This window comes from Streptomyces sp. NPDC088746 (genome assembly GCF_044751065.1).
In the GTDB taxonomy this organism is placed as follows: Bacteria; Actinomycetota; Actinomycetes; order Streptomycetales; family Streptomycetaceae; genus Streptomyces.
Genome location: NZ_JBIVLA010000001.1, coordinates 106452 through 129746, shown reverse-complemented (window position 1 = coordinate 129746; position 23295 = coordinate 106452). Strand labels below are relative to the sequence as shown.

Sequence of the window (23295 nt, the reverse complement as noted above, 5' to 3'; positions counted from 1 at the left end):
ATGACCTGGAAGCTCCGCCCCCGTACCGCGCGCCGCGCCGGTGCCGCGCTCGCCCTGCTGCTGGGCAGCACGGTCCTCCAGCCGGGCGCCCAGGCGGCCACCGCGTCGCCGGACGCGGCGCCGGGGAGGGCCGCGACGGCTCCCGGCCGGGACCTCGGCCGGGAGGTGCTCGCCGCCGACGACGGCTGGGCCGCGGAAGGCACGGGAACGACCGGAGGCTCCGCCGCCGACGAGGACCACGTCCTCACCGTGCGCAACCGGGCCCAGCTCGTCGCGGCGCTCGACGGCGGCAGCTCCGTCCCCAAGATCATCCGGGTGGCCGGCACGATCGACGCCAACACCGACGACCGGGGACGGCGGCTGGACTGCGCCGACTACGCCACCGACGGTTACGCCCTCGACGCCTACCTGGCCGCCTACGACCCCCGTACCTGGGGCGGCGCCAAGCCCGCCGGACCCCAGGAGGACGCCCGCAAGGCGTCCGCCGCACGCCAGGCCGAACGCGTCGAACTGCCGGTCGGTTCGAACACCACGATCGTCGGGACCGGTGCGGGCGCCGTGCTCAAGGGCGCGAGCCTCCAGGTCGAGGACGCCGACAACGTCATCATCCGCAACCTCGAACTCCGCGACGCCTACGACTGCTTCCCGGCCTGGCAGCCCAACACCGGCGGCCTCGGCGACTGGAAGACCGCGTACGACACGCTGTGGCTGCGCGGCGCCACCCACGTCTGGGTCGACCACGTCACCGCGAGCGACAAGGGCCACCCGGACGACCGGGAGCCCACCCACTTCGGGCGCAACTACCTGCGCCACGACGGGCTCCTCGACATCACCAACGGCTCCGACCTCGTCACCGTCTCCTGGAGCCGGTTCGCCGACCACGACAAGGCGATACTCATCGGCAACGGCGACGGCGTGACCACCGACCGGGGCAAGCTCCGCGTCACCCTGCACCACAACGAGTTCCACTCCGTCGTGCAGCGCGCCCCCCGGGTCCGCTTCGGCCAGGTCCACCTCTACAACAACCGCTACGTCATCCCCGAGGACGGTGACTACCGCTACTCCCTCGGCATCTCCACCGAGTCCCGGACCGTCGCCGAGAACAACGCCTTCGAGACCCCGGGACACGTCGAGGTCGCCGACCTGGTGAAGAGCTGGAACGGCAGCGCCCTCACCCAGCGCGGCACCGTCTTCAACGGCTTCCCGGTCGACCTGGTCTCCATCTACAACGCCTACAACTCCGGCAGCGAGACCGATCTCGCCACCGACACCGGCTGGACACCCACCCTGCACGGTCCCGTCGACAGCGCCGGCGACGCCGCCGCCGACGTGGCCCGCGAGGCCGGAGCGGGGAGGGCCGCCCGATGAGTGCGACCACACCCCTCCCCGTCGTCCTGGCCGGAGCCCGCGGCCACGGCCGCTGGCACCTCGCCAACATCCGCCGCCTCCAGCACCAGGGCCTGGTCAGACTGGCCGGCGTCTGCGAACTGACCCCGCTGACCGACGCCGAACTCGACATGTTCGCCGACGAGATGCCGGAGCAGTCCGCCGACTTCGGAGCCCTCCTGGACTCCACCGGCGCGCGCGCAGCCATCGTCTGCACCCCCATCCCGACCCACACCACGCTGGCCCTGACCGCGGCGGCCCGGGGCGTCCACCTCCTCCTGGAGAAGCCGCCCGCCGCCACCTGGGACGACTACGCCCGCATGGCCGACGGGGTACGGGAGGCGGGCATCGCCTGCCAGATCGGCTTCCAGTCCTTCGGCTCGCACGCCGTGCCGGCCGTCAAGGACCTCGTACGCTCCGGAGCGATCGGCAGCGTCAGGGGCGTCGGCGCCGCCGGTGCCTGGGTCCGCGACGACGCCTACTTCCGGCGCGCGCCCTGGGCCGGGCGCCGCCGGCTGGGCGGGACCGACGTGGTCGACGGGGTCCTCACCAACCCGCTGGCCCACGCCGTCGCCACCGCGCTCGAACTCGCCGACCGGGGAACGGCCGAGGACGTCGCGTCCATCGAGACCGAGCTCTTCCGGGCCCACGACATCGAGTCCGACGACACCAGCTGCGTCCGGGTCACCACCACCGACGGGCTCCCGGTGACCGTCGCGGTCACCCTCTGCGCGGAGGAGGCCGGCGAACCCTATGTGATCGTCCACGGCGACCGCGGCCGCATCACCTTCTGGTACAAGCAGGACCGGGTCCTCGTCCAGCGCGCCGGACACGGCCCGGAGGAGACCGTCCACGGACGGACCGACCTCCTGGAGAACCTCGTCGACCACCTGGAGCACGGCACCGCGCTCCTCGTACCGCCGGAGCGCACCGGCGCGTTCATGCGGGTCCTCGACGCCGTGCGCACCGCCCCCGAACCCACCGCGCTGCCCGCCACCGCCTGGCACACCCGGCCCGCCGACTCGGGCGACGGCGTACGGCGCATCGTGCGCGGCATCGACGGCACCGTCGCAGCCGCCGCCGACACCCTCACCCTCTTCTCCGAACTAGGCGCCTCCTGGGCGCGACCCAGCGAGGTGAGCACCCCATGACCACCGCACTCCTCAGCTGCGCCGGACGCCCCGTCGGCCGCTACACCTACCGGCAGGGGCCCGACAGCCGTCCCTATCTGCACCCCGTCACCACGCTCGCCGGCATCCCCGTCACCGAGGAGCGTCCGGCCGACCACATCCACCACCTCGGCGCGTCCGTCGCGGTGCCCGACGTCTCCGGACACAACTTCTGGGGCGGCCGCACCTTTGTCCGCGACCAGGGCCCCACCGAGCTCGACAACCACGGGACGCAGCGCCACCTCGGCTGGAAGCTGCGCGACCCGGACGGCTTCGTGGAGGAGCTCAGCTGGGAGGCCGACGGCGTCGAGCTGCTGCGCGAGCACCGCACGGTCGCCGTCGCCGCGATCTCCGGCACCGCCTGGGCGCTGGACTTCTCCTTCTCCCTCTCCAACCGCGGCTCCACGGACCTCTCCATCGGCAGCCCCGCGACCAACGGCCGTCCCGGCGCCGGCTACGGCGGCTTCTTCTGGCGCGCCCCCAAGGAGGCCGCGCCGCCCGCCGTGTTCAGCGGAACGTCCGACGGTGAGGAAGCCGTGCACGGCAGGGCCGCCGACTGGCTGGCCCTCGCCGGGGACGGCTGGACGCTGGTCTTCGCCGGCGCCACCGACGAGACCCGGCGCGACCCGTGGTTCGTGCGGACCACCGAATACCCGGGGGTCGGCTCCTCCCTCGCCGCCGACCGCCGGCTTCCCGTCCCCGCCGGGGACACCGTCGTGCGCCGGGTCGTCACCGTCGTCGCCGACGGGCGCCTCGACCGGGACGCCGCGGCCGCCCACGTCCGCAAGGCGGTCTCCGCATGACGATGCCCTGGACCGCCGACCTCGGGGACGGCACCTACCGCAACCCGGTCCTGAACGCCGACTGGTCCGACCCGGACGTCGTACGCGTCGGCGACGACTACTACCTCACCGCGTCCAGCTTCGGCCGCGTCCCCGGACTGCCCCTGCTGCACTCCCGCGACCTCGTCAACTGGACCCTGGTCGGCCACGCCCTCGACCGGCTCGGACCGGACGCCGACTTCGCCGTGCCCCGCCACGACTGCGGGGTGTGGGCGCCCTCGCTGCGCCACCACGCGGGACGCTTCTGGATCTTCTGGGGCGACCCCGACCACGGCATCCAGCAGATCAACGCCGAGGACATCCGCGGCCCCTGGAGCGCCCCGCACCTCGTCAAGTCCGGCAAGGGCCTGATCGACGCGTGCCCCCTGTGGGACGAGGAGACAGGCGAGGCCTACCTGGTGCACGCCTGGGCGAAGTCCCGCTCCGGCATCAAGAACCGCCTCACCGGCCACCGGATGAGCCCCGACGGCCGGGAGCTGCTCGACGAGGGCACGACCCTCGTCGACGCCGACACCATCCCGGGCTGGTTCACCCTGGAGGGCCCCAAGCTCTACCGGCACGACGGCTGGTTCTGGATCTTCGCCCCCGCCGGGGGAGTGGAGACCGGCTGGCAGGGCGCCTTCCGCTCGCGGACGTTCGACGGGCCTTACGAGGAGCGGGTCGTCCTCGCGCAGGGCACCACCGAGATCAACGGGCCGCACCAGGGCGGGTGGGTGAGGACCACCGCCGGTGAGGACTGGTTCCTGCACTTCCAGCACCGCGGGGCGTACGGCCGTGTGGTGCACCTCCAGCCGATGCGCTGGGAGGGAGGCTGGCCCGTCATCGGTGACGAGGGCGAACCCGTCCTCACGCACCGCCGCCCGAAGGCCCCGGAGCAGCCCGCCGAAGCGCCGCCCTCCAGCGACGACTTCCCCGGCGGCCGCCACGGCCGTCAGTGGCAGTGGACGGCCAACCCGCGGCCCGGCTGGACGGTCGGGCACGGCGGCGACGGGCTGCGCCTCAGCTGCGTACGGACCGCGTACGCCCATGATCTGCGCGCCCTGCCCAACGTCCTGGTGCAGCGGCTGCCGGCCGAGGAGTTCACCGTCGAGACCGGCGTCACGCTGGACTCCGACGAACCCGGGGCCAAGGCCGGGCTCGCCGTGCTCGGGGACGCCTTCTCGTGGATCGGCCTGGAGGCGGGAGCCGACGGGACGGCCAGGCTCGTGCACCGGTACGCCGAAACCGTCGCCGAGCACGAGCGGGACGCGGAACACCCGCGCCCCGCGCCCGGGGCGGCCGTCCGCGTCCGTATCGAGGTCACCCGGGGCGCCCGCTGCCGCTTCTACGCCGACACCGGCGACGGAGCCGGCTTCCAGGCGTCCGGCCAGGTCTTCGCGGCCACCCCCTGGCGCTGGGTGGGAGCGCTCCTGGGCCTCTTCGCCACGGCGCCCGCCGGGACCGGCCCGTCCGGGACCGCCGGCTTCACCGCATTCCGCACCACCGGAACACCACCCAGAACCTGACCCCGCACCGCTTTAGGAGAGTCGCAATGACGCACCTCCGTACCGAGCGCACCAGAGCGAGAACGCTGTTCACCGCCTTCGCCCTCGCCGCCGCCTTCCTCCTGCCCACCGCCCCGGGCGAGGCGTCGGCCGCCACCGGGGCAGGGCCCGCGGCACACCACGGCGGCGCCGCACCGCACGGCTTCGCCTCGCTGGCGGGCGGCACCACAGGGGGCCGGGGCGGCGAGGTCGTCACCGTCACCGACCAGGCGGGCCTGGAGAAGTACGCCGGTGCCGCGGAGCCCTACGTCATCCGGGTGGCCGGCTCCATCGCCGTCGAACCCTTCGGCGCGGACATCGACGTCACGTCCGACAAGACCATCGTCGGGGTGGGTGACACGGGCGAGATCGTCCACGGCGAACTCCACCTGAACCCGGGCACCAGCAACGTCATCATCCGTAACCTCACCATCCGCGACTCCTACATCGAGGGCGACTGGGACGGGAAGACCACCGACTTCGACGCGATCCAGATGGACACCGCCGACCACGTCTGGATCGACCACAACCGGCTGACGCACATGGGCGACGGGCTGCTCGACATCCGTAAGGACAGCCAGTACATCACCGTGTCGTACAACCACTTCGACAACCACAACAAGGCGCTCGGCATCGGCTGGACCGAGAACGTCACCACACAGATCACGATCGACCACAACTGGTTCAGCGGCACGAAGCAGCGCAACCCGTCCGCCGACAACTGCGCCTACGCCCACCTCTACAACAACTACCTCTCCGCGCAGGTCGCGGACGGGGACCCGCTGTGGACGTACGGCAACTGGGCGCGCGGCGCCACGAAGATGGTCATCGAGAACAGTTACTACCGGGACGTCCAGCACCCCTACCAGGCCGATGCCACGGCCGAGCTGGTCCAGCGCGGATCGATCCTGAGGAACACCACGGGCCGCACCGACGCCTGGGGCGCCGCCTTCGAACCGCGTGACTTCTACCCGTACACGCTGGACCGCGCCGCCGACGTACCGAGGCTCGTGACCCGGAACGCGGGTCCGCAGGAGTACATCGGCACCGCGCCGCACCGCACACACCACTGACCTCCCCCCACGTACGCGTACAGATCCGAGAGAGAAGAGCCGACATGAACATCTCGAAGACGCTCCGGGGGCGTACCGCGACCGCGGTGTCCCTCACCGCGGTCCTGGCACTCGCGGCCACCGGCTGTGGCGACGACGGCAGCAGCTCAGGCACGGAGGGCAGCGGGAAGGGCGAGATCACCTTCTGGGACAACAACGGTGGCCCGCGCACCGCGATCTGGACCGAGATCATCAAGGACTTCGAGAAGAAGAACCCGGACATCAAGGTCAAGTACGTCCCGATCCCGATCGCCGACGTCCAGTCCAAGTACGACACGGCCATCGCGGGCGGCGGCCTGCCGGACGTGGGCGGCGTCGGCACCGCGTACCTGGCCAACATCGTGTCCCAGGAGGCCCTGGAGCCGGTCAGCGACCGGCTGGAGAAGTCGGAGCTGAAGGGCAAGCTCGTCGAGAACATGGTCGAGAGCGTCAGAGCCGCGGCCGGCCGTGGCGACGACATGTACACCGTGCCGACCTCCGCGAACAACGGCGCGCTCTGGTACCGCACCGACCTGTTCGACGCGGCGAAGCTGGAGGCGCCCACCACCTGGCCCAAGTTCTACGAGGCCGCTGAGAAGCTCACCGACGCGAAGAACAACAAGTTCGGCTACACCATCCGCGGCGGTGCGGGATCCATCGCACAGGCCCTGGACGCGATCTACGGCCAGACCGGCATCACGGAGTTCTGGGACGGCGACAAGACCACCCTGAACGACCCGAAGAACGTCGCGGCACTGGAGAAGTACGCCGCCCTCTTCAAGAAGACGACCCCGGCCGCCGACGTCAACAACGACTTCACCAAGATGGTCGCCCAGTGGGACACCGGCACCATCGGGATGCTCAGCCACAACCTCGGCTCCTACCAGGACCACCTGAAGGCGCTGGGCGAGGGCAAGTTCGCCGGCATACCCGCCCCCATCGGGGAGGGCGGCACACGCGTCCAGGTCTCCAACCCCGTCGACGGACTCGGCCTCTTCCGGTCCAGCAAGAACAAGAACGCGGCCTGGAAGTTCATCGAGTTCGCGGCCTCGCACGAGTCCAACAGCAAGTGGAACGAGTCCGCGGGCGCCATCCCGGCCAACACCGAAGCGGCCGAGGACCCCTGGATCAACGAGACCGAGCCCACCGCGCTCGCCGCGAAAGCCCTCACCGACGGCTCCACCAAGATCGTCGACCTGCCGTACTACCTGCCCGACTGGAACAACATCAGCAAGGCGGACAACGAGCCGGAGTTCCAGAAGCTGCTCCTCGGCAAGGTCACGGCCAAGGACTTCCTGGACAAGATGGCCGACGAGCTGAACACCGCCCAGAAGGAGTGGAAGGAACTGGGCAACGGCTGATCCCGGCCGCCCCGCCCCAGCCCCACCCCCCTTGACCGGGGGACCGGCGGCGGTCCGGGTCGCACCCCGCCGCCGGTCCCTCTTCCACGCACCACCACGCGTTCGTCCTCCGAGAGAGGCAGTCAACCTGTGTCACTCACCCGCAGACGGACGGCAGCCGCGCTCCTCGCGCTGCCTCTCGCACTCTCCGCCACTCCCGCGTTCGCGCACGGCGGTGGCGGCGGCCGGCCCCGGCCCCGGACGCTCCACATCGCGGGCGACTCCACGGCGGCCCAGAAGTACGCGGACGCCGCACCCGAGACCGGCTGGGGCATGGCCCTGCCCTTCTTCCTCGGCCGGTCGCTCGCCGTCGCCAACCACGCGGTGAACGGCCGGAGTTCCAAGAGCTTCATCGACGAGGGCCGTCTCACCGCCCTCCTGGACGGCGTCCGCCCGGGCGACATCGTCCTCGTCCAGTTCGGGCACAACGACGAGAAGACCGAGGACCCCGCCCGCGGCACCGACCCGTACACCACCTACCAGGAACACCTCCGCCAGTACGTCAAGGGCGCCCGCGCCCGGCGCGCGGAACCCGTCCTGATCACCCCGGTCGAGCGCCGCCGCTTCGCCGAGGACGGCACCGCGAAACCCACCCACGGGGAGTACCCCGCCGCGATGCGCGCCCTGGCGTCAGAGGAGGACGTGCCCCTGCTCGACCTCCAGGCGCTCTCCCTCGCCCGCTGGCAGGAACTCGGCCCCGACGGGACCGAGGCGTACTTCAACTGGCTGGAACCCGGCGAGTCGCCGAACTACCCCGACGGCAAGCAGGACAACACCCACTTCCGGCCCGACGGCGCGGTCGAGGTGGCCAGGATGACCGCCCGCGCGCTCCTGGACCGGCGCGTGCTCGACCGGCGCGACCTGCGCCGCCTCGACGAGCCGGTGCCCGGGACGTGGATCACCTGGCCCCAGGCCTGATCCCCGCTCCCCGCACTCCTCCTCATTCCATTCCCCGTACGACAGTTAGGGATCCGTCATGCCCGCACGCATGAGACATGTCCGCGCCATCGCCGTGGTGACGGGCTGTGCCTCGCTCGCCCTCGCCGTGAGCCTCCCCGCCCAGGCCTCGTCCCACCAAGGCAAGGGGACCGAGCGCGCCGTACTTCCCTCGGGCGACGGGTGGGCCGCGGCCGAGGGCTCCACCACGGGGGGCGCGAAGGCCACCCCCGAGCACGTCTACACCGTGAGCAACCGGGCCGAGCTCATCGCCGCCTTCGAGGACGCCGGGGACGCGCCGAAGATCGTCAGGATCGCAGGCACCGTCCACGGCAACTCCGACGCCGCCGGCACCCCGATCGGCTGCGAGGCCTACCAGCAGGACGGCTACACCCTGGAGAAGTACCTCGCGGCCTACGACCCGGCCGTCTGGGGCACCGACGCGGTCCCGTCGGGCCCGCTGGAGGACGCCCGCGCCGCGTCCGCGAAGCTGCAGGCCGCCGCGGTCAACGTGAACGTCCCGTCCAACACCACGCTCGTAGGCGTCGGCAAGGACGCCACGATCATCGGCGCCGGCCTCCAGGTGAAGAACGTCTCCAACGTCATCGTCCGCAACATCTCGTTCGAGGACACCTACGACTGCTTCCCCCAGTGGGACCCCACCGACGGTGACCAGGGCGCCTGGAACTCCGAGTACGACAACCTCGTCGTCCACGGCTCCAGCCACGTCTGGGTCGACCACAACACCTTCAGCGACGGCGACCGCCCCGACGCCGACCAGCCCCACTACTTCGGGCAGGTGTACCAGCAGCACGACGGCCTCTTCGACATCGTGCGCGGCGCCGACCTCGTCACCGTGTCGTGGAACGTCCTCAAGGACCACGACAAGACCATGCTCATCGGCAACAGCGACGGCGCCGGGGCCAGCGACCGGGGCAAGCTCCGCGTGACGCTGCACCACAACCTCTTCAAGGACGTGAAGGAGCGCGCGCCCCGCGTCCGCTTCGGCCAGGTCGACTCGTACAACAACCATTTCGTCGTCACCAAGGACTCCGCGTACGGCTACACGTACGGCATCGGTGCCGAGTCCCAGCTCGTCGCGGAGCACAACGCGTTCACCGTCGCCGAGGGCTTCGACAAGGCGACCATCCTCAAGAAGTGGTCCGAGTCCTCCCTCACGGCGGAGAACAACTACGTCAACGGGCGGAAGACCGACCTGATCGCCGTGCACAACGCGGGCGTTCCCGCCGAGCAGCTCACCGAGGGAGCCGGCTGGACCCCGGAGCTGCGCACCAAGGTCAACCACCCGCTCGTCGTCCCGTTGCTGGTGGGCCTGGGCGCGGGCGCCGGCAAGCCGTCGGTCCGCTGACCCGCCACCCCTGAACCGGCCGGAGCGGCACCGCACCCTTCCACCACCCCGGAAGGCGCCGCTCCGGCCCGCCCCCTCTTCGCAAGGAGTACCGCCATGCCCAGCAGACGCAGTGCGCTGACCCTCTTCGCGGGTGCGGGCGCAGCCCTCGCCCTCGGTGCGCCCCCCGCACAGGCCCGGCCCGCGCACCCACGCCCCTTCGGCCGCTACGGCTCGCCGTCCCGCCGGCTCGACGCACGGACGCTCTACGTCGACCCGCACGGCAGGGGCGACCACGCCGACGTGCGGTCCGCAGTCGACGCGGCCTCCGGCACCGGCCGCACCCTGGTGCTCGCGCCCGGCACCTACCGCTCACCGGTCCTCGTCACCGCCGACCGGGCGGAGCTCACGCTGATCGGCGCGAGCGGCGACCCCCGCGACACCGTCATCGTGTACGACAACGCCGCCGGTACGCCCAAGCCCGACGGGTCCGGCACCTACGGCACGAGCGGATCGGCCACCTTCACCGTCCAGGCCGCCGGCTTCACCGCCCGCGACGTGACCTTCGCCAACGACTGGCTGCGCTCCGACAACCCGGAGTACACCGGCACCCAGGCCGTCGCGATCAAGGTGCAGGGCGACCGCTCCGCGTTCTACGGCTGCCGCTTCCTCGGCCACCAGGACACCCTGTACGCCGACTCCCTCGCCCTCACCGCCTTCGCCCGGCAGTACTACCGCGACTGCTACGTGGAGGGGGACGTCGACTTCGTCTTCGGCCGCGCCACCGCCGTCTACGACCGCTGCCACTTCCGCACCCTGACCCGCACCGACCTGGCCTCGGCCCCGTACGGCTTCGTCTTCGCCCCCAGCACCGCGGGAACCAACCCGCGCGGCTACCTGGTCCTGCGCTCCCGGATCACCAGCACCGCCCCCGACGCCTACTACAAGCTGGCCCGCCCCTGGGTGCCCTCCTCGGACCTCACCGCGCACCCGATGCTGACCGTCCGCGACAGCCACCTCGGCGCGGGCATCGACGCGGTCACGCCGTACGGGACGATGTCCTCGGGCTTCCCGTGGCAGGACCAGCGCTTCGCCGAGTACCGCAACACCGGGCCCGGCGCGCGCATCACGGTCCCCGGCAACCGCCCGCAGCTGACCGCTTCCGAGGCCCGGGCGCACACCGCGGCCGGATACCTGGGCGACTGGCGCCCCTACGCGTGAACCTGGGGATCACCCGAGGAGTGCTGCCCGCCTTCTACGAGCGGCTCAGGGACGAACTCACGCCGGCGGCTACGTCCGGTGCCGGGGGCGTCCTGCCGCCTTCTTCGTGACCGTCTTCGACGCGGACGACTTTTTCGCGGCCTTCCTGGCCGGCGGCTTCCCGGCTGTCGTCTTCCCGTCCGCGGCCTTCCTGCTCCGGCTCGTCTTCTTTGCGGGAGCCGCGCGGCGGGGCTTGTCCTCCTCGGCGGAGTCCTCAGGAGCCCTGCGCCTGCGGCGGGCGACCGGGCGGCCGGATTCCTTCTCCGCCTTCTCCGCCTTCTCCGCCTTCTTCTCCTCCTGCTCGCCGCCGAGCGCCTCCTCGCCGGCCTCGTCGACCGCGTCCGCGGCGCCGCGGCCCACGTCCTCGACGGCGGAGCCCGCGGCGCCGCCGACGCCTTCCACCGCCGTGCCCGTACCCGCACCGACGGACTCGACCGCGGTCCCCGCCCCCTTGCCGACCTCACTCACCGCCGCGCCGGCGCCCTCGCCCAGCTCCCCTGCGGCCCTGCCGGTGCCGGCCCCGACGTCCTCGACCGCCGCACCCACCCCGCGGGTCAGCTGCTCCAGGATCTGGGGGTTGCGGTCGACCGTGGCCAGCAGCCGGGTGACGATGGCGGCGATGTGGTGGAGCCGCACCTTGAGCTGCGCCTGGACGTCCACGCCCTCGATACCCAGCTGGACACGACCGAGCCGCACGTCCGCCCCGACGTTCAGCTTCAGGAGGTCGAGCACCTCGGCCTGTAGCGAGACGTGTGCTTCGAGGTCGTCGACCTCCAGGTCCAGCTTGTCCACATGGAGTGCCGGGACGTCCAGGAAGACATCTGACGGCCCGGCATCAGGGCCGCCGTCGTCCTCCGGGACCGCGATCTCGGCGTCCGGGTCCCGGCCCTCACGGCCGGTGCTGTCGGAGCTGGGCATGCGCGCACATCCTCGGTAGGTTCCCCGAGCAGGATCCTCACGTCCAAGTGTCGACCGGGCGAAACCATGACGCAATCGCCGGTGCCGTGCGCCGCCGGACGGCACGGTCCGCCCCCGCCGGCCCTTTGCGGCAGGTGGGGGCGGACCGCGTGGCGGACGCGGGACCTACTCGTAGCTGATGTCCGACTCGGAGTAGAGGCAGTACGTGCCGTCGGGGCCGCTGCCCACCTCTTCCGGCTCGTCACCGTCGTCGTTGCCCTCGTAGCGGACGCACGGCTCGATCTTCCTGCCGCTGTCGCCGTGGATCCGGATCGAACTCAGCGTGGCGGTGTCCCCGTAGTTGATGTTGATGCCGACGAGGGACTTGCCCGGCGCCGTGACGTCGACGTCCTTCACGACGATGTCGCGCTTGTACATCGTGGAGCAGTTGCCGCAGGACCGGACGAGCTTGCCGAAGTCCTCGACCTGGAAGCCCGATACGGTCAGCTTGCCCGCGCCGTTGAACTGGAAGACCTTGTCGTCGGCCCCCTTGGCGCCGCCGCCGCTCACCGTGTACACGGAGCCCGACGACTTGCCCTTGAAGGAGGCGGCGTCCTCGCCGACGTCCGTCCACCAGACGTTCTCGAGGGTGCAGCTGCCGGAGCAGTGCACGCCGTCGGCGGCGGGGGAGCCCAGGACGACGTTCTTGAGGGTCGCCCCGTCGGCGAGTTCGAAGAGTGCGTCCTGGCCCTCCTCCTGGCCGTCCCCGCCGAGGTCACCCTCGCCGTAGAACTCCTTGAGGTCGCCGTCGTACGTCCCCGAGACCTCGATGGTCTTCGAGACGGCCTGGCTGCCGCTGGGGGTGGGCCACTCGGCCGCGGCGGCCGTCGTCCCGCCCGCCGCCGCCGCACCGGCGGCTGTCGCCGCACCGGCGGGCTGGAGCATCATGTTCGTGGCCAGGGCGGCACCGGTGAGGCCCAGGGCCGCGGTCAGCGCGGCGGCCATGCGGCGCTTCCCGGGGCGTCGGCGGTGCGTGCGTGTTCGTTCACTCATGTTGGCTGGTTCCGATTTCTGGAAGGTGGGGGGAGCGTCTTGCACACCTGAGTCGCCACCGTCCACGGAAGGGTTGCCGGGTTCCGCGACTGTTTCCGCCGGGACCCGTGGGCGCAGTCGGGCGCTCAGCGCGGGCCGCTGAAGCGGCCGCCCACCGACACCGGGCCGGCCGCCGCACGCGCCCGCGCCGTGTAGTCGTCCCGCCCCGTGTCGCGGATACCCTCCGCGTGGTTGTACTGACCCGCGAAGGTGTGCGTACCGGTCGGCACGCTCCGTCCCGGCTTCAGGGTCCAGCGGTAGACGAGGGAGCCGTCCTCCTCGCGCGCCGACACCGTGAAATCCTGCTCCGGGAGGGAGCGCCAGGAACCCGTGGTGGCCACCCCGCCGTTCAGAGCGATCCGCAGCTCGACCGTGAGCGCGGACAGCGGCCGGGACGTCTTGACCGTCACCTCGCTCTGCGCCCAGTAGGCGTTGCCGTGCGGGTTCAGCGAGCCGTCCGACCACAGCGGGCCGGCCTTCGAGGGCAGGGCACCGCCCCGGCCCGGGGGCGGCGTAGCGAGGGTCGGTGACGCGGGCCCGGCGGCCATCCGCTGCCCGCCCGCCGGTTCCTCCCGGCCCGCCGACGTGACCGCGAACGCCCCGGCCGTCAGCACCCCGCACACCGCCGCCGTCGCGCCGGCGACCCGCAGCCACGGCATCGGCGTACGAGGGGCACGCGCGGGACGGGACGGCGGTTCCTCCGCCATGCCGCGCTCGATCCGGGCCAGCATCCGTGCCCGGTCGGGGCGGTGCGAAGCGGCGGCGGTGCGCAGCCGCTCCCGCAGGTCCTCGTCCATCACTGCCCTTCTCCGGTGCGCTGCCCGGCGGCCGCCACCTGTACCTGTGCCGCCGGGGTCTCGGGCCCCAGCAGCCGCTGGAGTTCCGCCACACCGCGCGAGGTCTGGCTCTTCACCGTACCCACCGAGACCCCGAGGACCAGAGCGGTGTCGCGTTCCGACAGGTCGAAGGCGTGCCTCAGCACCACGCACGCGCGCTTGCGGAACGGCAGGCGGCGCAGGGCGCCTTGGACGTCCACCACGGCCGACACGTCGGGGCCGTCCGCCGCACAGCCGTCCCCGGCCCCACGGGGCGCCCAGAACAGCGCGATCCTCCGGCGCTCACGCACCGCGCTGCGGATGCGCGTGCGGGCCAGGTTGGCGACGACCCCTCTCGCGTACGCCACCGGGTGGTCGGCGCGTCTGACCCGGTCCCAGCGGTGCCAGAGCGCCATCAGCGCGTCGGCGGCCACGTCGTCCGCCGCATCGGCCTCACCCGTCAGCAGATGGGCGAGCCGGGCGAGTTCGACGTAATGCGCCTCGAAGAACGCATGGAACTCGGCGGCAGCGGCATCATCCACGACTGTGCCCACGGGTAGCTCTCCTCTGCCCTGGATCCCTGGCGCGCTCGGACGGGCTGTGTACGTTCCCAGTCCCGTTCGCCGCCCCGCTCCCCGTTCCGTTCGCGGGACGAACCGGTGCGCACCCCGGAAGCGCTTCGACGCGTGCGCCTCCCAGTAAGGCGTAACACGGCGAAAACCTGAAGCCCCTGGTCCACTTCTTCTCCACCGGAGAACCGCCCGCGGATCAGAGCGGCACGGGTGCGCGCCACGCGAGACGTAACACAGGGAAAACCTGAAGTGCCCATGACCGGTGAACAATCCGGCTGACCGCCGCGTGAACCGTACACAAGGAGGAGTGCATGCCGGACACATCTGATCCCACCACGCCCGTGGACAAGACCGAGGACGCCACGGTGCCCGCGCCCCCGGAAGCGAGGGCCCCCGCGGCCGGCCGCCGGGGCGCGGTGGACCGCTTCTTCTCCATCAGCGCCCGGGGCTCCGACTTCGGGCGTGAGATACGCGGCGGCTTCGCCACCTTCTTCACGATGGCCTACATCCTGGTGCTCAACCCGATCATCCTCGGCTCGGCCGAGGACAAGTTCGGCAACCACCTCTCCGGGCCCCAACTCGTCACCGCCACCGCCCTGGTGGCCGCCGTGATGACCGTCGTCATGGGGCTCGGAGGCAATCTTCCGCTCGCCCTCGCCGCGGGCCTCGGCCTCAACGCCGTCGCCGCCTTCCAGCTCGCGCCGCTGATGAGCTGGCCCGACGCGATGGGCCTCATCGTGATCGAGGGTCTGCTGATCTGCGTCCTCGTGGTCACCGGGCTCCGCGAGGCGATCATGCATGCGATCCCGCCGTCCCTCAAACAGGCCATCAGCGTGGGCATCGGGCTCTTCATCGCGTTCATCGGCTTCGTCGACGCCGGGTTCGTCTCCCGCATCCCGGGTGAAACCGGTTCCGTCCCCGTCCAGCTCGGAGCCACCGGGCACCTCTCCGGCTGGCCGGTCCTGGTCTTCTGCGTCGGCGTGCTGCTCACCGTCGCGCTGCTCGCCCGCCGGGTGAAGGGCGCCATCCTCATCAGCATCGTCGTGACGACCGCGGTGGCGGTGATCATCAACGGCATCGCCGACATCGCCCCCACCGCATGGGGCCTGACCGTCCCCGCCGTCCCCGACGACCTGGTCGCGGCGCCGGACTTCGGGCTGATCGGCTCCTTCAGCCTCTTCGGCGCGTTCCAGCAGGTCGGTGTGATCACCATCGTGCTGCTGGTCTTCACCCTGCTGCTGAGCGACTTCTTCGACACGATGGGCACCGTCGTGGGCGTCTCCCACGAGGCCGGGCTCCTCGACCGGGACGGCAGGGTGCCGAATCTGGGCCGCGTCCTGCTCATCGACGGTGCGGCCGCCGTCGCGGGCGGCGCGGCCTCCGCGTCCTCCGCCACGTCCTACGTCGAGTCGGCGGCGGGCGTCGGCGAGGGCGCCCGTACCGGCTTCGCCTCCCTGGTCACCGGCGCCCTCTTCGCCGTGGCGCTGTTCCTCACGCCGCTCGCCACGATCGTCCCCGCCCAGGCGGCGGCGCCCGCGCTGGTCGCGGTCGGCTTCATGCTGATGGCACAGGTACGGCACATCGACTGGGAGAAGTACGAGATCGCCATCCCGGCCTTCCTCACGATCGCCGTGATGCCGTTCACCTACTCGATCACCAACGGCATCGGCGCGGGCTTCGTGTCCTACGTCGTGATCAAGGCCGTCCTCGGCAGGGCCAGGGAGGTCCACTGGCTGCTGTGGGGCACCGCGGCCCTGTTCGCGCTGTACTTCGCGATCGACCCGGTCGAGCAGCTGCTCGGGGTGAGGTAGCCCGGCAGGCCGCGCGCCGGCCTTCGGGACCCGGTCCGGGGCTCGAAGGCCGGCGCTGTCGTACGGGGTACGACGTCAGTTGGTGACGTACATGTACTTCCACGAGCCGTAGACCGTCGAGTTCACGCCGTCACCGGAGTAGCCGGCGCCCTTGACGTACGCCGACCGGAACCGGAACTTGTAGCCGACGGAAGCCGACCCCGGCTTCCCGAGGTTGACGACCGACCTGCCGGCCGAGTCCAGCTTGAAGTACTCCGAGCCGCCACTGCGCCAGGCGCCCTGGTAGTACATCTGGATGTCCAGGCGCTGCTTGCGGCCCGGGTAGGGGTTCATCGTGGTGTTGAAGTACGGCTGCGACGTCTTGTGGACGTAGGAGTACGTCGTCGAGCCGATCTTCTTCGTCTTGTAGTGCCGGGAGATGGACGTGCCGACCTTGGCCTGGCCTCCCGCCCACACGGTCACGGTCTTCGCCGCGGTCCGTGCGTCGCCGTCGTACACGGCGTAGACGGAGGAGTCCCGGAACATGTTCAGGGTGCCGGTGAGCTTGCCCGTGCTGTTCACCGTGCCCGACTTGATCAGGTACTTGCCCTTGCCGTCCCCGGCCCGGTCCGCGTAGATCTTCACCGTGCGGTTCTTGTACGTCTTGCCGAGGGCGGCGGTGAAGGCGACCGGCTTCCCGTAGGAGAACACCTTCTTGTTGTTGTTCAGGGTGAGGGTGACCGCGCTCCGTGAGACCGCGACGGTGTCGGAGCCGCTCGCCGGCGAATGCGTGGCGTCGCCCGCGTAGGAGACCTTGTACGTCACCTTCCCGCCGGCCGGCGGGGTGTCGGAGAAGGAGAACGTGCCGCCCGCCTTGGTGACGACGGCCGGCAGCGCCTTGCCCTTGGGTGACTCGAGGTCGGTGCGCGTCACCGACAGGGGAGTCCCCGCGGGGACCGCCACGCTCGCGGTGATCCGGCCCGTGACCGTCAGGGCCTTGGCGCGCGCCGCGCTGGAGGGCGCGCTCACGGTGATCGCCGGGAGCGACTTCGCGGGGTCGCCCAGGACACGCAGGGAGAACACGCCCTGGCTGTTCTCCGACACCGCGAAGATCCGGCTGCCGTCCGGCGCCCAGGCCAGGGCGCCCGGCACGAGGGTGTCCCCGCCGGAGGAGCTGCCCGTGTTGGGGAACTCGAAGGTCCGGACCGTGTTCGGGTCGCCGTGCGAGAAGACGTGGACGTCCGGCCCGTACCAGGAGAAGGTGCCACCCGCGACCTCGCCGCCCGGGGCGACGTCCACGGCGTTGGGGTAGTCGGACGACTGGTAGGTCACGACCGGCGAGAGGTCGGCGGTGGAGAACGCCGGGTGCACGTACGGCGCGCCGCTCGCGGTGATGACTTCCTTGCCGTCAGGGGTGATGTCCAGCTCCCGGAGGTTTCCCGCCACCGACTTGCTGACGCGCAGCGTCAGCCCGGAGTCCGACACGTCGTAGATGCCGACGACGTCACTCTCCCGCACGCCGACGGCCAGCACGCCGGGGGCGGCCGGGTCGGAGCCGAACTCCGGGGCCACGGTGCCGTTGTGGGTCTGCGAGCTCTGCTGGGAGAGCTGGACGACGGGTTCGGGGCCGGACAGGTCCAGCGAGCCGATGCCGCCGGTGTGCTCCTCCTTGTACCCGAACCACAGCCTGCCGCCGGCCTGTGCGAGCGTGCTGACCCCGTCGAGGCCCCCGAGGGCGTAGCTCGCGCTCTGCGCGTACGTCTGCGTGTCGACCGCGATGATCCGGCTGCCGCCGGTGACGGCGGCGTACACCAGGCCCGAGTCGGCCGAGAGCTCCAGGCCGTTCACACCGGACAGGCCGGTGAGCGTGGCGACGACCGTCGCCGCGTAGTCGGTGACGACGATCCTGCCGGCCGTCGGGTCCGATATGTAGACCCGCTGGTGGACGCCGTCCACCAGGACGTCTCCCGCGGACTTCAGGGAGAGGACCTTCGAGGTGTCGGCCGCCGCGGCGGGACCCGCCGCCGTGACGCTCAGCGCCGCCGAGCTGAAAAGGACCGCGAGCGCGGTCGCGGTGGTGACCGTGCGTCTGTGCTTCTGTCTTCGCACCATGATCCGTACCCCCCAGGGTGAAGAAACTGTGTGAGTGCCCCCGTTGGATCGCAGCGTATGCGACGCCTGTGACAGTCGGGCAGCCGGTCAGGGCGTCGGGGGCGGTGTGCGTCATTTCTTCACGTCGGCGGGGCGGTACGGATCACCCCTTCAGGGCCGCCTTCATCATCTTCTGCGCGATCGGCGCCGCCAGGCCGTTGCCGCTGACCTCCGAACGGGCCGCCCCGGAGTCCTCGACGACCACCGCGACCGCGACCTGCTTGCCGGTGGACGCGTCCTTGGCGTACGACGTGAACCAGGCGTACGGGGTGTTGCTGTTGTCCACGCCGTTCTGCGCGGTTCCCGTCTTGCCGCCCACCTCCGCGCCGTCGATCTTCGCGTTACTGCCGGTCCCCTTCTCCACGACGGTGACCATCGCGCTGCGCAACTGCTCGGCCGTCGACTCCTTCACGACCCGCTCGGTGTCGCCGTCCGGATAGTCCTGGAGCGTGGAGCCGTCGGCGTCGGTCACCTTCGCGACCATGTGCGGCGAGGCCAGCTCGCCGCCGTTGGAGAGGGCGGCCGAGACCATGGCCATCTGCATCGGGGTCGCGGTCACCTCGAACTGGCCGATGCCGGTCAGCGCGGTCTGCGCCTTGTCCATCCCGGTCGGGTACACGCTCTGCGACGCCCGCACCGGCACGTCCAGCTTCTCGGTGTCGAATCCGAAGGCGTCCGCCATCGCCTTCAGCTTGTCCTGGCCGAGATCGGCCGCGACCTTCGCGAAGACGTTGTTGCAGGAGTACTGGAGGGCGGTGCGCAGGGTGGCGTTCTCGCAGGGGGCCGAGGGGTTCTCGTTGGACAGGACCGTGCTCGTGTTCGGCAGGGTGTACGGGTCGGGGCTGTCCGTGGGCTCGTCGACCGAGCCGTACAGGCCGTTCTCCAGCGCCGCCGAGGCCACCACCAGCTTGAACGTCGAACCGGGCGGCAGAGGCTGCCGCAGCGCCCGGTTGACCAGCGGCTTGGTCTTGTCGTCGAGCAGCTGCTGCCAGGCGTCGCCGTCGTTCGTCCCGCTGATGTCGGAGGGGTCGTACGACGGGGAGGAGACCATCCCCAGGATCCGCCCGGTCGCGGGGTCCATCGCGACCGCCGCGCCCCGGTCGTCGCCGAGCGCCTCGAAGGCGGCCTTCTGCACGTCCGGATCGATGGTCGTGACCACGTCGCCCGGGGACGTCTGCTCACCGGTGAGCAGATCGGTGGGATTCTTCAGCCGGTCGTCCGTGCCGTCGAGGACATCGCTGTAGATGCCTTCCAGCTGGGTGGCGCCGTAGGCCTGCGAGCTGTAGCCGGTGACCGCCGCGTACAGCTCGCCCTGGGTGTAGGTGCGTTTGTAGCGGAGGTCGTCGCCGTCCGTCTCCTTCGAACCGGTGACCGGGGATCCGGCCACGATGATGTCGCCGAGCGGCTGCGCGTACTGCGCGATGGTGTTCCGCCGGTTGTGTTCGTCGTCTGCGAGCGCCCGTGCCTCGTACGCCTGCACCCAGGTCGCCCGCACCAGCAGGGCGAGGACCATGAGCAGACAGAAGACCGAAGCGCGCCTGATCGTCTTGTTCATCCCGCTGGAGGGACGAACGGGGGCACCGGGGGCGTTCCCGTTCGTGTTCCTTCTCACCGGTTTCTCAGGCGCCGGACCGGATCGGCCGGGCGCTACTCGGCTCCGGCGAACATGCTGATCAGAGTGTGTGGTGCGGCGTCGCCGAAGAGGAGCTCGTGGAGGTGGTCCCCATCGGCGGCGGCCGCGGCGCCGCGGGGGAACATGGCCTGTTCGTATGTGGTGAGCGCTGCCTCGACGTCGTCGGGGTGTGCGGCGAGGGCCTTGCCGAGCTCGGCTCCGTCGAGCATGGCCAGGTTGGCGTCTTCGCCGTTCCGTCAGAGCCTGCGGGTCGCGAGGGTGAGCCGGTCGCGGGCGTCGAACAGGGCGTCCTTCACCATCTGCTCGTGCGCCGGCGTGAGCCGGGCGACCGGCACCGAGCAGCTGATCGCGTCGCGCGCCGGAGTGCGGTACGGGATCGCGACGCCGAAGCAGCGCAGCCCCAGGGTGTTCTCCTCGCGGTCCACCGCGTAACCCTGCTCGCGGATGAGGTGCAGCTCCTCGATCAGCTTCTCGCGGTCGGTGAGGGTGTGCTCCGTCAGCGCCGGCAGCGTCTCGGGCAGCATCTTGCGGACCTGCTCGTCGCTGTGGGTCGCCAGCAGCGCCTTGCCCAGCGAGGTGGAGTGCGCGGGCAGCCGGCGGCCGACCCGGGTGAAGGGCCGCAGGTAGTGCTGCGACTGCCGGGTGGCGAGGTACACCACGTTCGTCCCGTCCAGCCGGGCCAGGTGGATGGTCTCCGTGGTGTCGTCGGAGAGCCGGTCCAGCGTGGGGCGGGCGGCCGCGACGACCTCGTCGCCGTCGATGTACGAGGTGCCGACGAGCAGGGCGCGCACGCCGATCCCGTACCGCGTGCCCGTGGCGTCGGTCTCCACCCAGCCGAGCTCCACCAGTGTCCGCAGCAGCATGTAGAGGCTGGACTTGGGGTAGCCGACCGCTTCCTGCACCGCGGCCAGCGAGTGCATACCGGGGCGCCCCGCGAAGTATTCGAGGAGTTCCACCGTCCGTACAGCGGACTTGACCTGTGCCCCACCGGACTCGCCAACCGACATGCCTTATGTCCCTTCCAGCCTTCTTGTACGACCCTGCGACTTCTTGCCAACACGGAACGCCCGGAAATAGAGTTCCTGTGTATTCACGTTCAGGAACGCTGTTCAGAATACCGAACAACCTCTCCTGTGTGGCAGTGGAACGGAAGGAAATACGGTGGCAGCAGCACCAGTCTGGAGCGTCGACCCCCGAACGGGGAACCCGCGCGAGCAGGTTGCGGTGGAGGCTACAGCGGAGGAGGTCGACCGCGCGGTCCGGGCGGCGCACGCCGTTCGCGGAGCGCTGGCGGACCGCACCGTGCGCGCCGCGTTCCTCCGCACCGCGGCCGACCTCCTCGCCGAGGCCCAGGAACACGTCATCGAGGCGGCCGACGCGGAGACCGCGCTCGGCCCCGCCCGGCTGACCGGCGAGCTGGCCCGCACGGCGGCCCAGCTGCGGGCCTTCGCGGAGGTCGTCGACGAGGGGGCGTACCTCGACATCCACATCGACCACGAGGACGGCAGCCGCACCCCGCCGTGGCCGGACCTGCGCCGCTACAAGATCCCGCTCGGCGTCGTCGCCGTCTACGCGGCCAGCAACTTCCCGCTCGCCTTCTCCGTCCCCGGCGGCGACACCGCGAGCGCGCTCGCCGCGGGCTGCCCGGTCGTCGTCAAGGCGCACCCCGACCACCCCGCCACCTCCGAGATCTGCGCCTCGCTCCTGCGCAGGGCCGCGGCGCAGCACGGGCTGCCCGAAGACGTCCTGACCGTGGTCCACGGCTTCGAGGCGGGTGTCGAGCTGGTGAAGCACCCGCTCGTCTCCGCCGCCGGGTTCACCGGCTCGATCCGCGGCGGCCGCGCCCTGTTCGACGCGGCGGCCGCCCGCCCCGCCCCGATCCCCTTCCACGGTGAGCTCGGTTCGCTCAACCCCGTCGTCGTCACCGAGGCGGCCGCCGCCGAGCGCGGGGAGCAGATCGGTGCCGGCCTCGGCGGCTCGATGACCATGGGCGCCGGACAGTTCTGCACCAAGCCCGGTTTCGTGTTCGCCCCGTCCGGGGAGGCGGGCGACCAGCTGCTGAAGTCGCTGACCGAGACGGTGAGCGGTACGGGCGCCGGGGTCATGCTCGACCACCGGATGCGCGACGCCTTCGTCCACGGAGTGGCCGAGCGGGCCGCGCTGCCGGACGTGGACGCCCCGGTCACCCCGGGCGCGGGCGGCGAGCACACGGTCTCCGCCGGCTTCCTCACCGTGCCGGCGCGGCGGCTGACCCAGGAGGGGCCGCACGACGCGCTCCTGGAGGAGTGCTTCGGCCCGGTCACCGTCGTGGCGCGCTACGACTCCACGGACGAGATCACCGCCGTGCTGTCGCGCCTCCCGGGCAACCTCACCGCCACCCTCCAGATCGCCACGGAGGAGGCCGACGGCAGTGCCGCCGGACTGCTGGCGGAGCTCACCCCGGTGGCCGGACGTGTCCTGGTCAACGGCTGGCCGACCGGTGTCGCCGTCGCCCCCGCCCAGCACCACGGCGGGCCCTACCCGGCCACCACCTCCACCTCCACCTCGGTCGGCGCCACCGCGATCGAGCGCTGGCTGCGCCCGGTCAGCTACCAGTCCACGCCCGAGGCGCTCCTGCCGCCGGAGCTCCGCGAGGACAACCCGCAGAACCTGCCGCGCCGGGTCGACGGGCGCCGCGCATGACGGCCGTACAGCTCCCCGAGCTCCCCTTCGTCCTGGAGCCCTCCGGGCCCGACGGCGGATGGACGTACGAGGAAGGCGTGCTGACCGGTTCGGCCGGGGCGAAGCAGGACTGTTTCGTCCCGCCCGGCGGCGACTCCCTGGAGCCCGCCTCCGACGCGCCGCGCCTGCTGGGCCCGGCGCCGGAGGGTGACTTCCAGCTGATCGCCCGGGTGCGGGTCGGCTTCGCCGCCGCCTTCGACGCGGGGGTGCTCTACCTCCACGTCGGGGAGCGGGAGTGGGCCAAGCTCTGCCTGGAGCTCTCCCCGGAGCGCCCGACGATCTGCACGGTGGTCACCCGCGGTCACTCGGACGACGTGAACTCCGCGGTCGTGGAGGGGGACAGCTGCTGGCTGCGGATCAGCCGTATCGGCGACGCCTTCGCCTTCCACGCCTCGGCGGACGGTGAACGGTGGACCTTCGTCCGGGTGTTCACCCTCGGAACGGAGGAGGAGCGGGCCGCCGCCCGTATCGGCTTCCTCGCCCAGTCACCCACCGGCGACGGCTGCACGGTGACGTTCGACCGCATCGCCTTCCGGCCCACCGGCCCCGGCGACCTGCGCGACGGCAGCTGACCGCGCACACGTACACCCACCGGGGGCCCGGATCCGAGAGGATTCCGGGCCCTCCGTGCGTGGAGCCGGGCCCTCCGGGCGGCGCCTGGTGTTCACC

At 71.4% G+C, this 23295-nt stretch carries 18 protein-coding genes and 2 pseudogenes; 12 read left to right on the top strand and 8 right to left on the bottom strand.

Annotation, left to right across the window (positions count from 1 at the left end; all coding sequences use genetic code 11):
• The 9 genes and pseudogenes from ACIP63_RS00640 (at nucleotide 1) to ACIP63_RS00600 (ending at nucleotide 10916) form a co-directional block, all read left to right on the top strand.
• Nucleotides 1–1368: a polysaccharide lyase family 1 protein gene (locus ACIP63_RS00640; RefSeq protein WP_401510115.1), complete on the top strand. Its 1368-nt coding sequence runs from the start codon at nucleotides 1–3 to the stop codon at nucleotides 1366–1368.
• Complete coding sequence (locus tag ACIP63_RS00635) at nucleotides 1365–2537, top strand: Gfo/Idh/MocA family protein (RefSeq protein WP_401510114.1); 1173 nt, start codon at nucleotides 1365–1367, stop codon at nucleotides 2535–2537. The genes ACIP63_RS00640 and ACIP63_RS00635 overlap by 4 nt, the downstream gene beginning before the upstream one ends.
• Nucleotides 2534–3358, top strand: a complete 825-nt coding sequence (locus ACIP63_RS00630) for a PmoA family protein (RefSeq protein WP_401510112.1) — start codon at nucleotides 2534–2536, stop codon at nucleotides 3356–3358. The genes ACIP63_RS00635 and ACIP63_RS00630 overlap by 4 nt, the downstream gene beginning before the upstream one ends.
• Entirely contained in the window at nucleotides 3355–4902 is a 1548-nt protein-coding gene (locus ACIP63_RS00625) for a glycoside hydrolase 43 family protein (protein ID WP_401510110.1), read from the top strand. Before ACIP63_RS00630 ends, ACIP63_RS00625 begins: the two co-directional genes overlap by 4 nt.
• A gap of 26 nt (nucleotides 4903–4928) precedes the next feature.
• Nucleotides 4929–5969, top strand: a pseudogene (locus tag ACIP63_RS00620) (polysaccharide lyase family 1 protein); the annotation flags it as partial.
• Between the two features lie 68 nt (nucleotides 5970–6037).
• Nucleotides 6038–7372 (top strand): ABC transporter substrate-binding protein, encoded by a 1335-nt coding sequence (locus tag ACIP63_RS00615; RefSeq protein ID WP_401510108.1) that lies wholly within the window; start codon nucleotides 6038–6040, stop codon nucleotides 7370–7372.
• 129 nt (nucleotides 7373–7501) lie between these two features.
• Entirely contained in the window at nucleotides 7502–8329 is an 828-nt protein-coding gene (locus ACIP63_RS00610; protein WP_401510106.1) for a rhamnogalacturonan acetylesterase, read from the top strand.
• A 58-nt stretch (nucleotides 8330–8387) separates the two neighbouring features.
• The gene (locus tag ACIP63_RS00605) at nucleotides 8388–9716 is read left to right on the top strand and encodes a polysaccharide lyase family 1 protein (protein WP_401510104.1); all 1329 of its coding nucleotides are present in this window, start codon (nucleotides 8388–8390) and stop codon (nucleotides 9714–9716) included.
• A gap of 96 nt (nucleotides 9717–9812) precedes the next feature.
• Nucleotides 9813–10916: a pectinesterase family protein gene (locus ACIP63_RS00600; protein WP_401510102.1), complete on the top strand. Its 1104-nt coding sequence runs from the start codon at nucleotides 9813–9815 to the stop codon at nucleotides 10914–10916.
• A 69-nt stretch (nucleotides 10917–10985) separates the two neighbouring features.
• On the opposite strand, the gene ACIP63_RS00595 is transcribed toward ACIP63_RS00600, so the two are convergent.
• From ACIP63_RS00595 to ACIP63_RS00580, 4 genes are all read right to left on the bottom strand, one after another.
• Nucleotides 10986–11873, bottom strand: coding sequence for a hypothetical protein (locus ACIP63_RS00595; protein ID WP_401510101.1), 888 nt, complete (start codon nucleotides 11871–11873; stop codon nucleotides 10986–10988).
• 165 nt (nucleotides 11874–12038) lie between these two features.
• Nucleotides 12039–12905, bottom strand: a complete 867-nt coding sequence (locus ACIP63_RS00590; protein ID WP_401510099.1) for a pectate lyase — start codon at nucleotides 12903–12905, stop codon at nucleotides 12039–12041.
• 125 nt (nucleotides 12906–13030) lie between these two features.
• Nucleotides 13031–13741, bottom strand: a complete 711-nt coding sequence (locus ACIP63_RS00585; RefSeq protein ID WP_401510097.1) for a hypothetical protein — start codon at nucleotides 13739–13741, stop codon at nucleotides 13031–13033.
• Nucleotides 13741–14313 (bottom strand): SigE family RNA polymerase sigma factor, encoded by a 573-nt coding sequence (locus ACIP63_RS00580; RefSeq protein WP_401510096.1) that lies wholly within the window; start codon nucleotides 14311–14313, stop codon nucleotides 13741–13743. The genes ACIP63_RS00585 and ACIP63_RS00580 overlap by 1 nt, the downstream gene beginning before the upstream one ends.
• A 329-nt stretch (nucleotides 14314–14642) precedes the next feature.
• Here ACIP63_RS00580 and ACIP63_RS00575 point away from each other — a divergent pair, with 329 nt between their 5' ends.
• Nucleotides 14643–16142 carry an NCS2 family permease gene (locus ACIP63_RS00575; protein ID WP_401510094.1) on the top strand — a complete coding sequence of 500 codons (1500 nt, stop codon included), beginning with the start codon at nucleotides 14643–14645 and terminating at the stop codon, nucleotides 16140–16142.
• Nucleotides 16143–16217: 75 nt separating this feature from the next.
• Here ACIP63_RS00575 and ACIP63_RS00570 read toward each other — a convergent pair whose 3' ends face one another.
• The 4 genes and pseudogenes from ACIP63_RS00570 to ACIP63_RS00555 form a co-directional block, all read right to left on the bottom strand.
• Complete coding sequence (locus ACIP63_RS00570; RefSeq protein ID WP_401510092.1) at nucleotides 16218–18233, bottom strand: Ig-like domain repeat protein; 2016 nt, start codon at nucleotides 18231–18233, stop codon at nucleotides 16218–16220.
• Between the two features lie 142 nt (nucleotides 18234–18375).
• Nucleotides 18376–19827 (bottom strand): peptidoglycan D,D-transpeptidase FtsI family protein, encoded by a 1452-nt coding sequence (locus ACIP63_RS00565; protein ID WP_401510090.1) that lies wholly within the window; start codon nucleotides 19825–19827, stop codon nucleotides 18376–18378.
• Nucleotides 19828–19919: 92 nt separating this feature from the next.
• Nucleotides 19920–20138: pseudogene (locus tag ACIP63_RS00560) on the bottom strand (FAD-dependent monooxygenase); the annotation flags it as partial.
• Nucleotides 20139–20141: 3 nt separating this feature from the next.
• On the bottom strand, nucleotides 20142–20912 hold the full coding sequence (locus ACIP63_RS00555) for an IclR family transcriptional regulator (RefSeq protein WP_033305764.1): 771 nt from the start codon (nucleotides 20910–20912) through the stop codon (nucleotides 20142–20144).
• 154 nt (nucleotides 20913–21066) lie between these two features.
• On the opposite strand from ACIP63_RS00555, the gene ACIP63_RS00550 reads away from it, so the two are divergent.
• Entirely contained in the window at nucleotides 21067–22587 is a 1521-nt protein-coding gene (locus ACIP63_RS00550; RefSeq protein WP_401510088.1) for an aldehyde dehydrogenase (NADP(+)), read from the top strand.
• Nucleotides 22584–23198 (top strand): DUF1349 domain-containing protein, encoded by a 615-nt coding sequence (locus tag ACIP63_RS00545; protein WP_401510086.1) that lies wholly within the window; start codon nucleotides 22584–22586, stop codon nucleotides 23196–23198. The genes ACIP63_RS00550 and ACIP63_RS00545 overlap by 4 nt, the downstream gene beginning before the upstream one ends.
• The last annotated feature ends 97 nt before the right edge of the window (nucleotides 23199–23295 follow it).

Excerpts from the sequence above, each read along its gene's own strand:
- ACIP63_RS00640 (WP_401510115.1), top strand. The coding sequence starts at position 1 with ATGACCTGGAAGCTCCGCCCCCGTACCGCGCGCCGCGCCGGTGCCGCG.
- ACIP63_RS00635 (WP_401510114.1), top strand. The coding sequence starts at position 1,365 with ATGAGTGCGACCACACCCCTCCCCGTCGTCCTGGCCGGAGCCCGCGGC.
- ACIP63_RS00630 (WP_401510112.1), top strand. The coding sequence starts at position 2,534 with ATGACCACCGCACTCCTCAGCTGCGCCGGACGCCCCGTCGGCCGCTAC.
- ACIP63_RS00625 (WP_401510110.1), top strand. The coding sequence starts at position 3,355 with ATGACGATGCCCTGGACCGCCGACCTCGGGGACGGCACCTACCGCAAC.
- ACIP63_RS00615 (WP_401510108.1), top strand. The coding sequence starts at position 6,038 with ATGAACATCTCGAAGACGCTCCGGGGGCGTACCGCGACCGCGGTGTCC.
- ACIP63_RS00605 (WP_401510104.1), top strand. The coding sequence starts at position 8,388 with ATGCCCGCACGCATGAGACATGTCCGCGCCATCGCCGTGGTGACGGGC.
- ACIP63_RS00600 (WP_401510102.1), top strand. The coding sequence starts at position 9,813 with ATGCCCAGCAGACGCAGTGCGCTGACCCTCTTCGCGGGTGCGGGCGCA.
- ACIP63_RS00595 (WP_401510101.1), bottom strand. The coding sequence starts at position 11,873 with ATGCCCAGCTCCGACAGCACCGGCCGTGAGGGCCGGGACCCGGACGCC.
- ACIP63_RS00590 (WP_401510099.1), bottom strand. The coding sequence starts at position 12,905 with ATGAGTGAACGAACACGCACGCACCGCCGACGCCCCGGGAAGCGCCGC.
- ACIP63_RS00585 (WP_401510097.1), bottom strand. The coding sequence starts at position 13,741 with ATGGACGAGGACCTGCGGGAGCGGCTGCGCACCGCCGCCGCTTCGCAC.
- ACIP63_RS00575 (WP_401510094.1), top strand. The coding sequence starts at position 14,643 with ATGCCGGACACATCTGATCCCACCACGCCCGTGGACAAGACCGAGGAC.
- ACIP63_RS00570 (WP_401510092.1), bottom strand. The coding sequence starts at position 18,233 with ATGGTGCGAAGACAGAAGCACAGACGCACGGTCACCACCGCGACCGCG.
- ACIP63_RS00565 (WP_401510090.1), bottom strand. The coding sequence starts at position 19,827 with ATGAACAAGACGATCAGGCGCGCTTCGGTCTTCTGTCTGCTCATGGTC.
- ACIP63_RS00555 (WP_033305764.1), bottom strand. The coding sequence starts at position 20,912 with ATGTCGGTTGGCGAGTCCGGTGGGGCACAGGTCAAGTCCGCTGTACGG.
- ACIP63_RS00545 (WP_401510086.1), top strand. The coding sequence starts at position 22,584 with ATGACGGCCGTACAGCTCCCCGAGCTCCCCTTCGTCCTGGAGCCCTCC.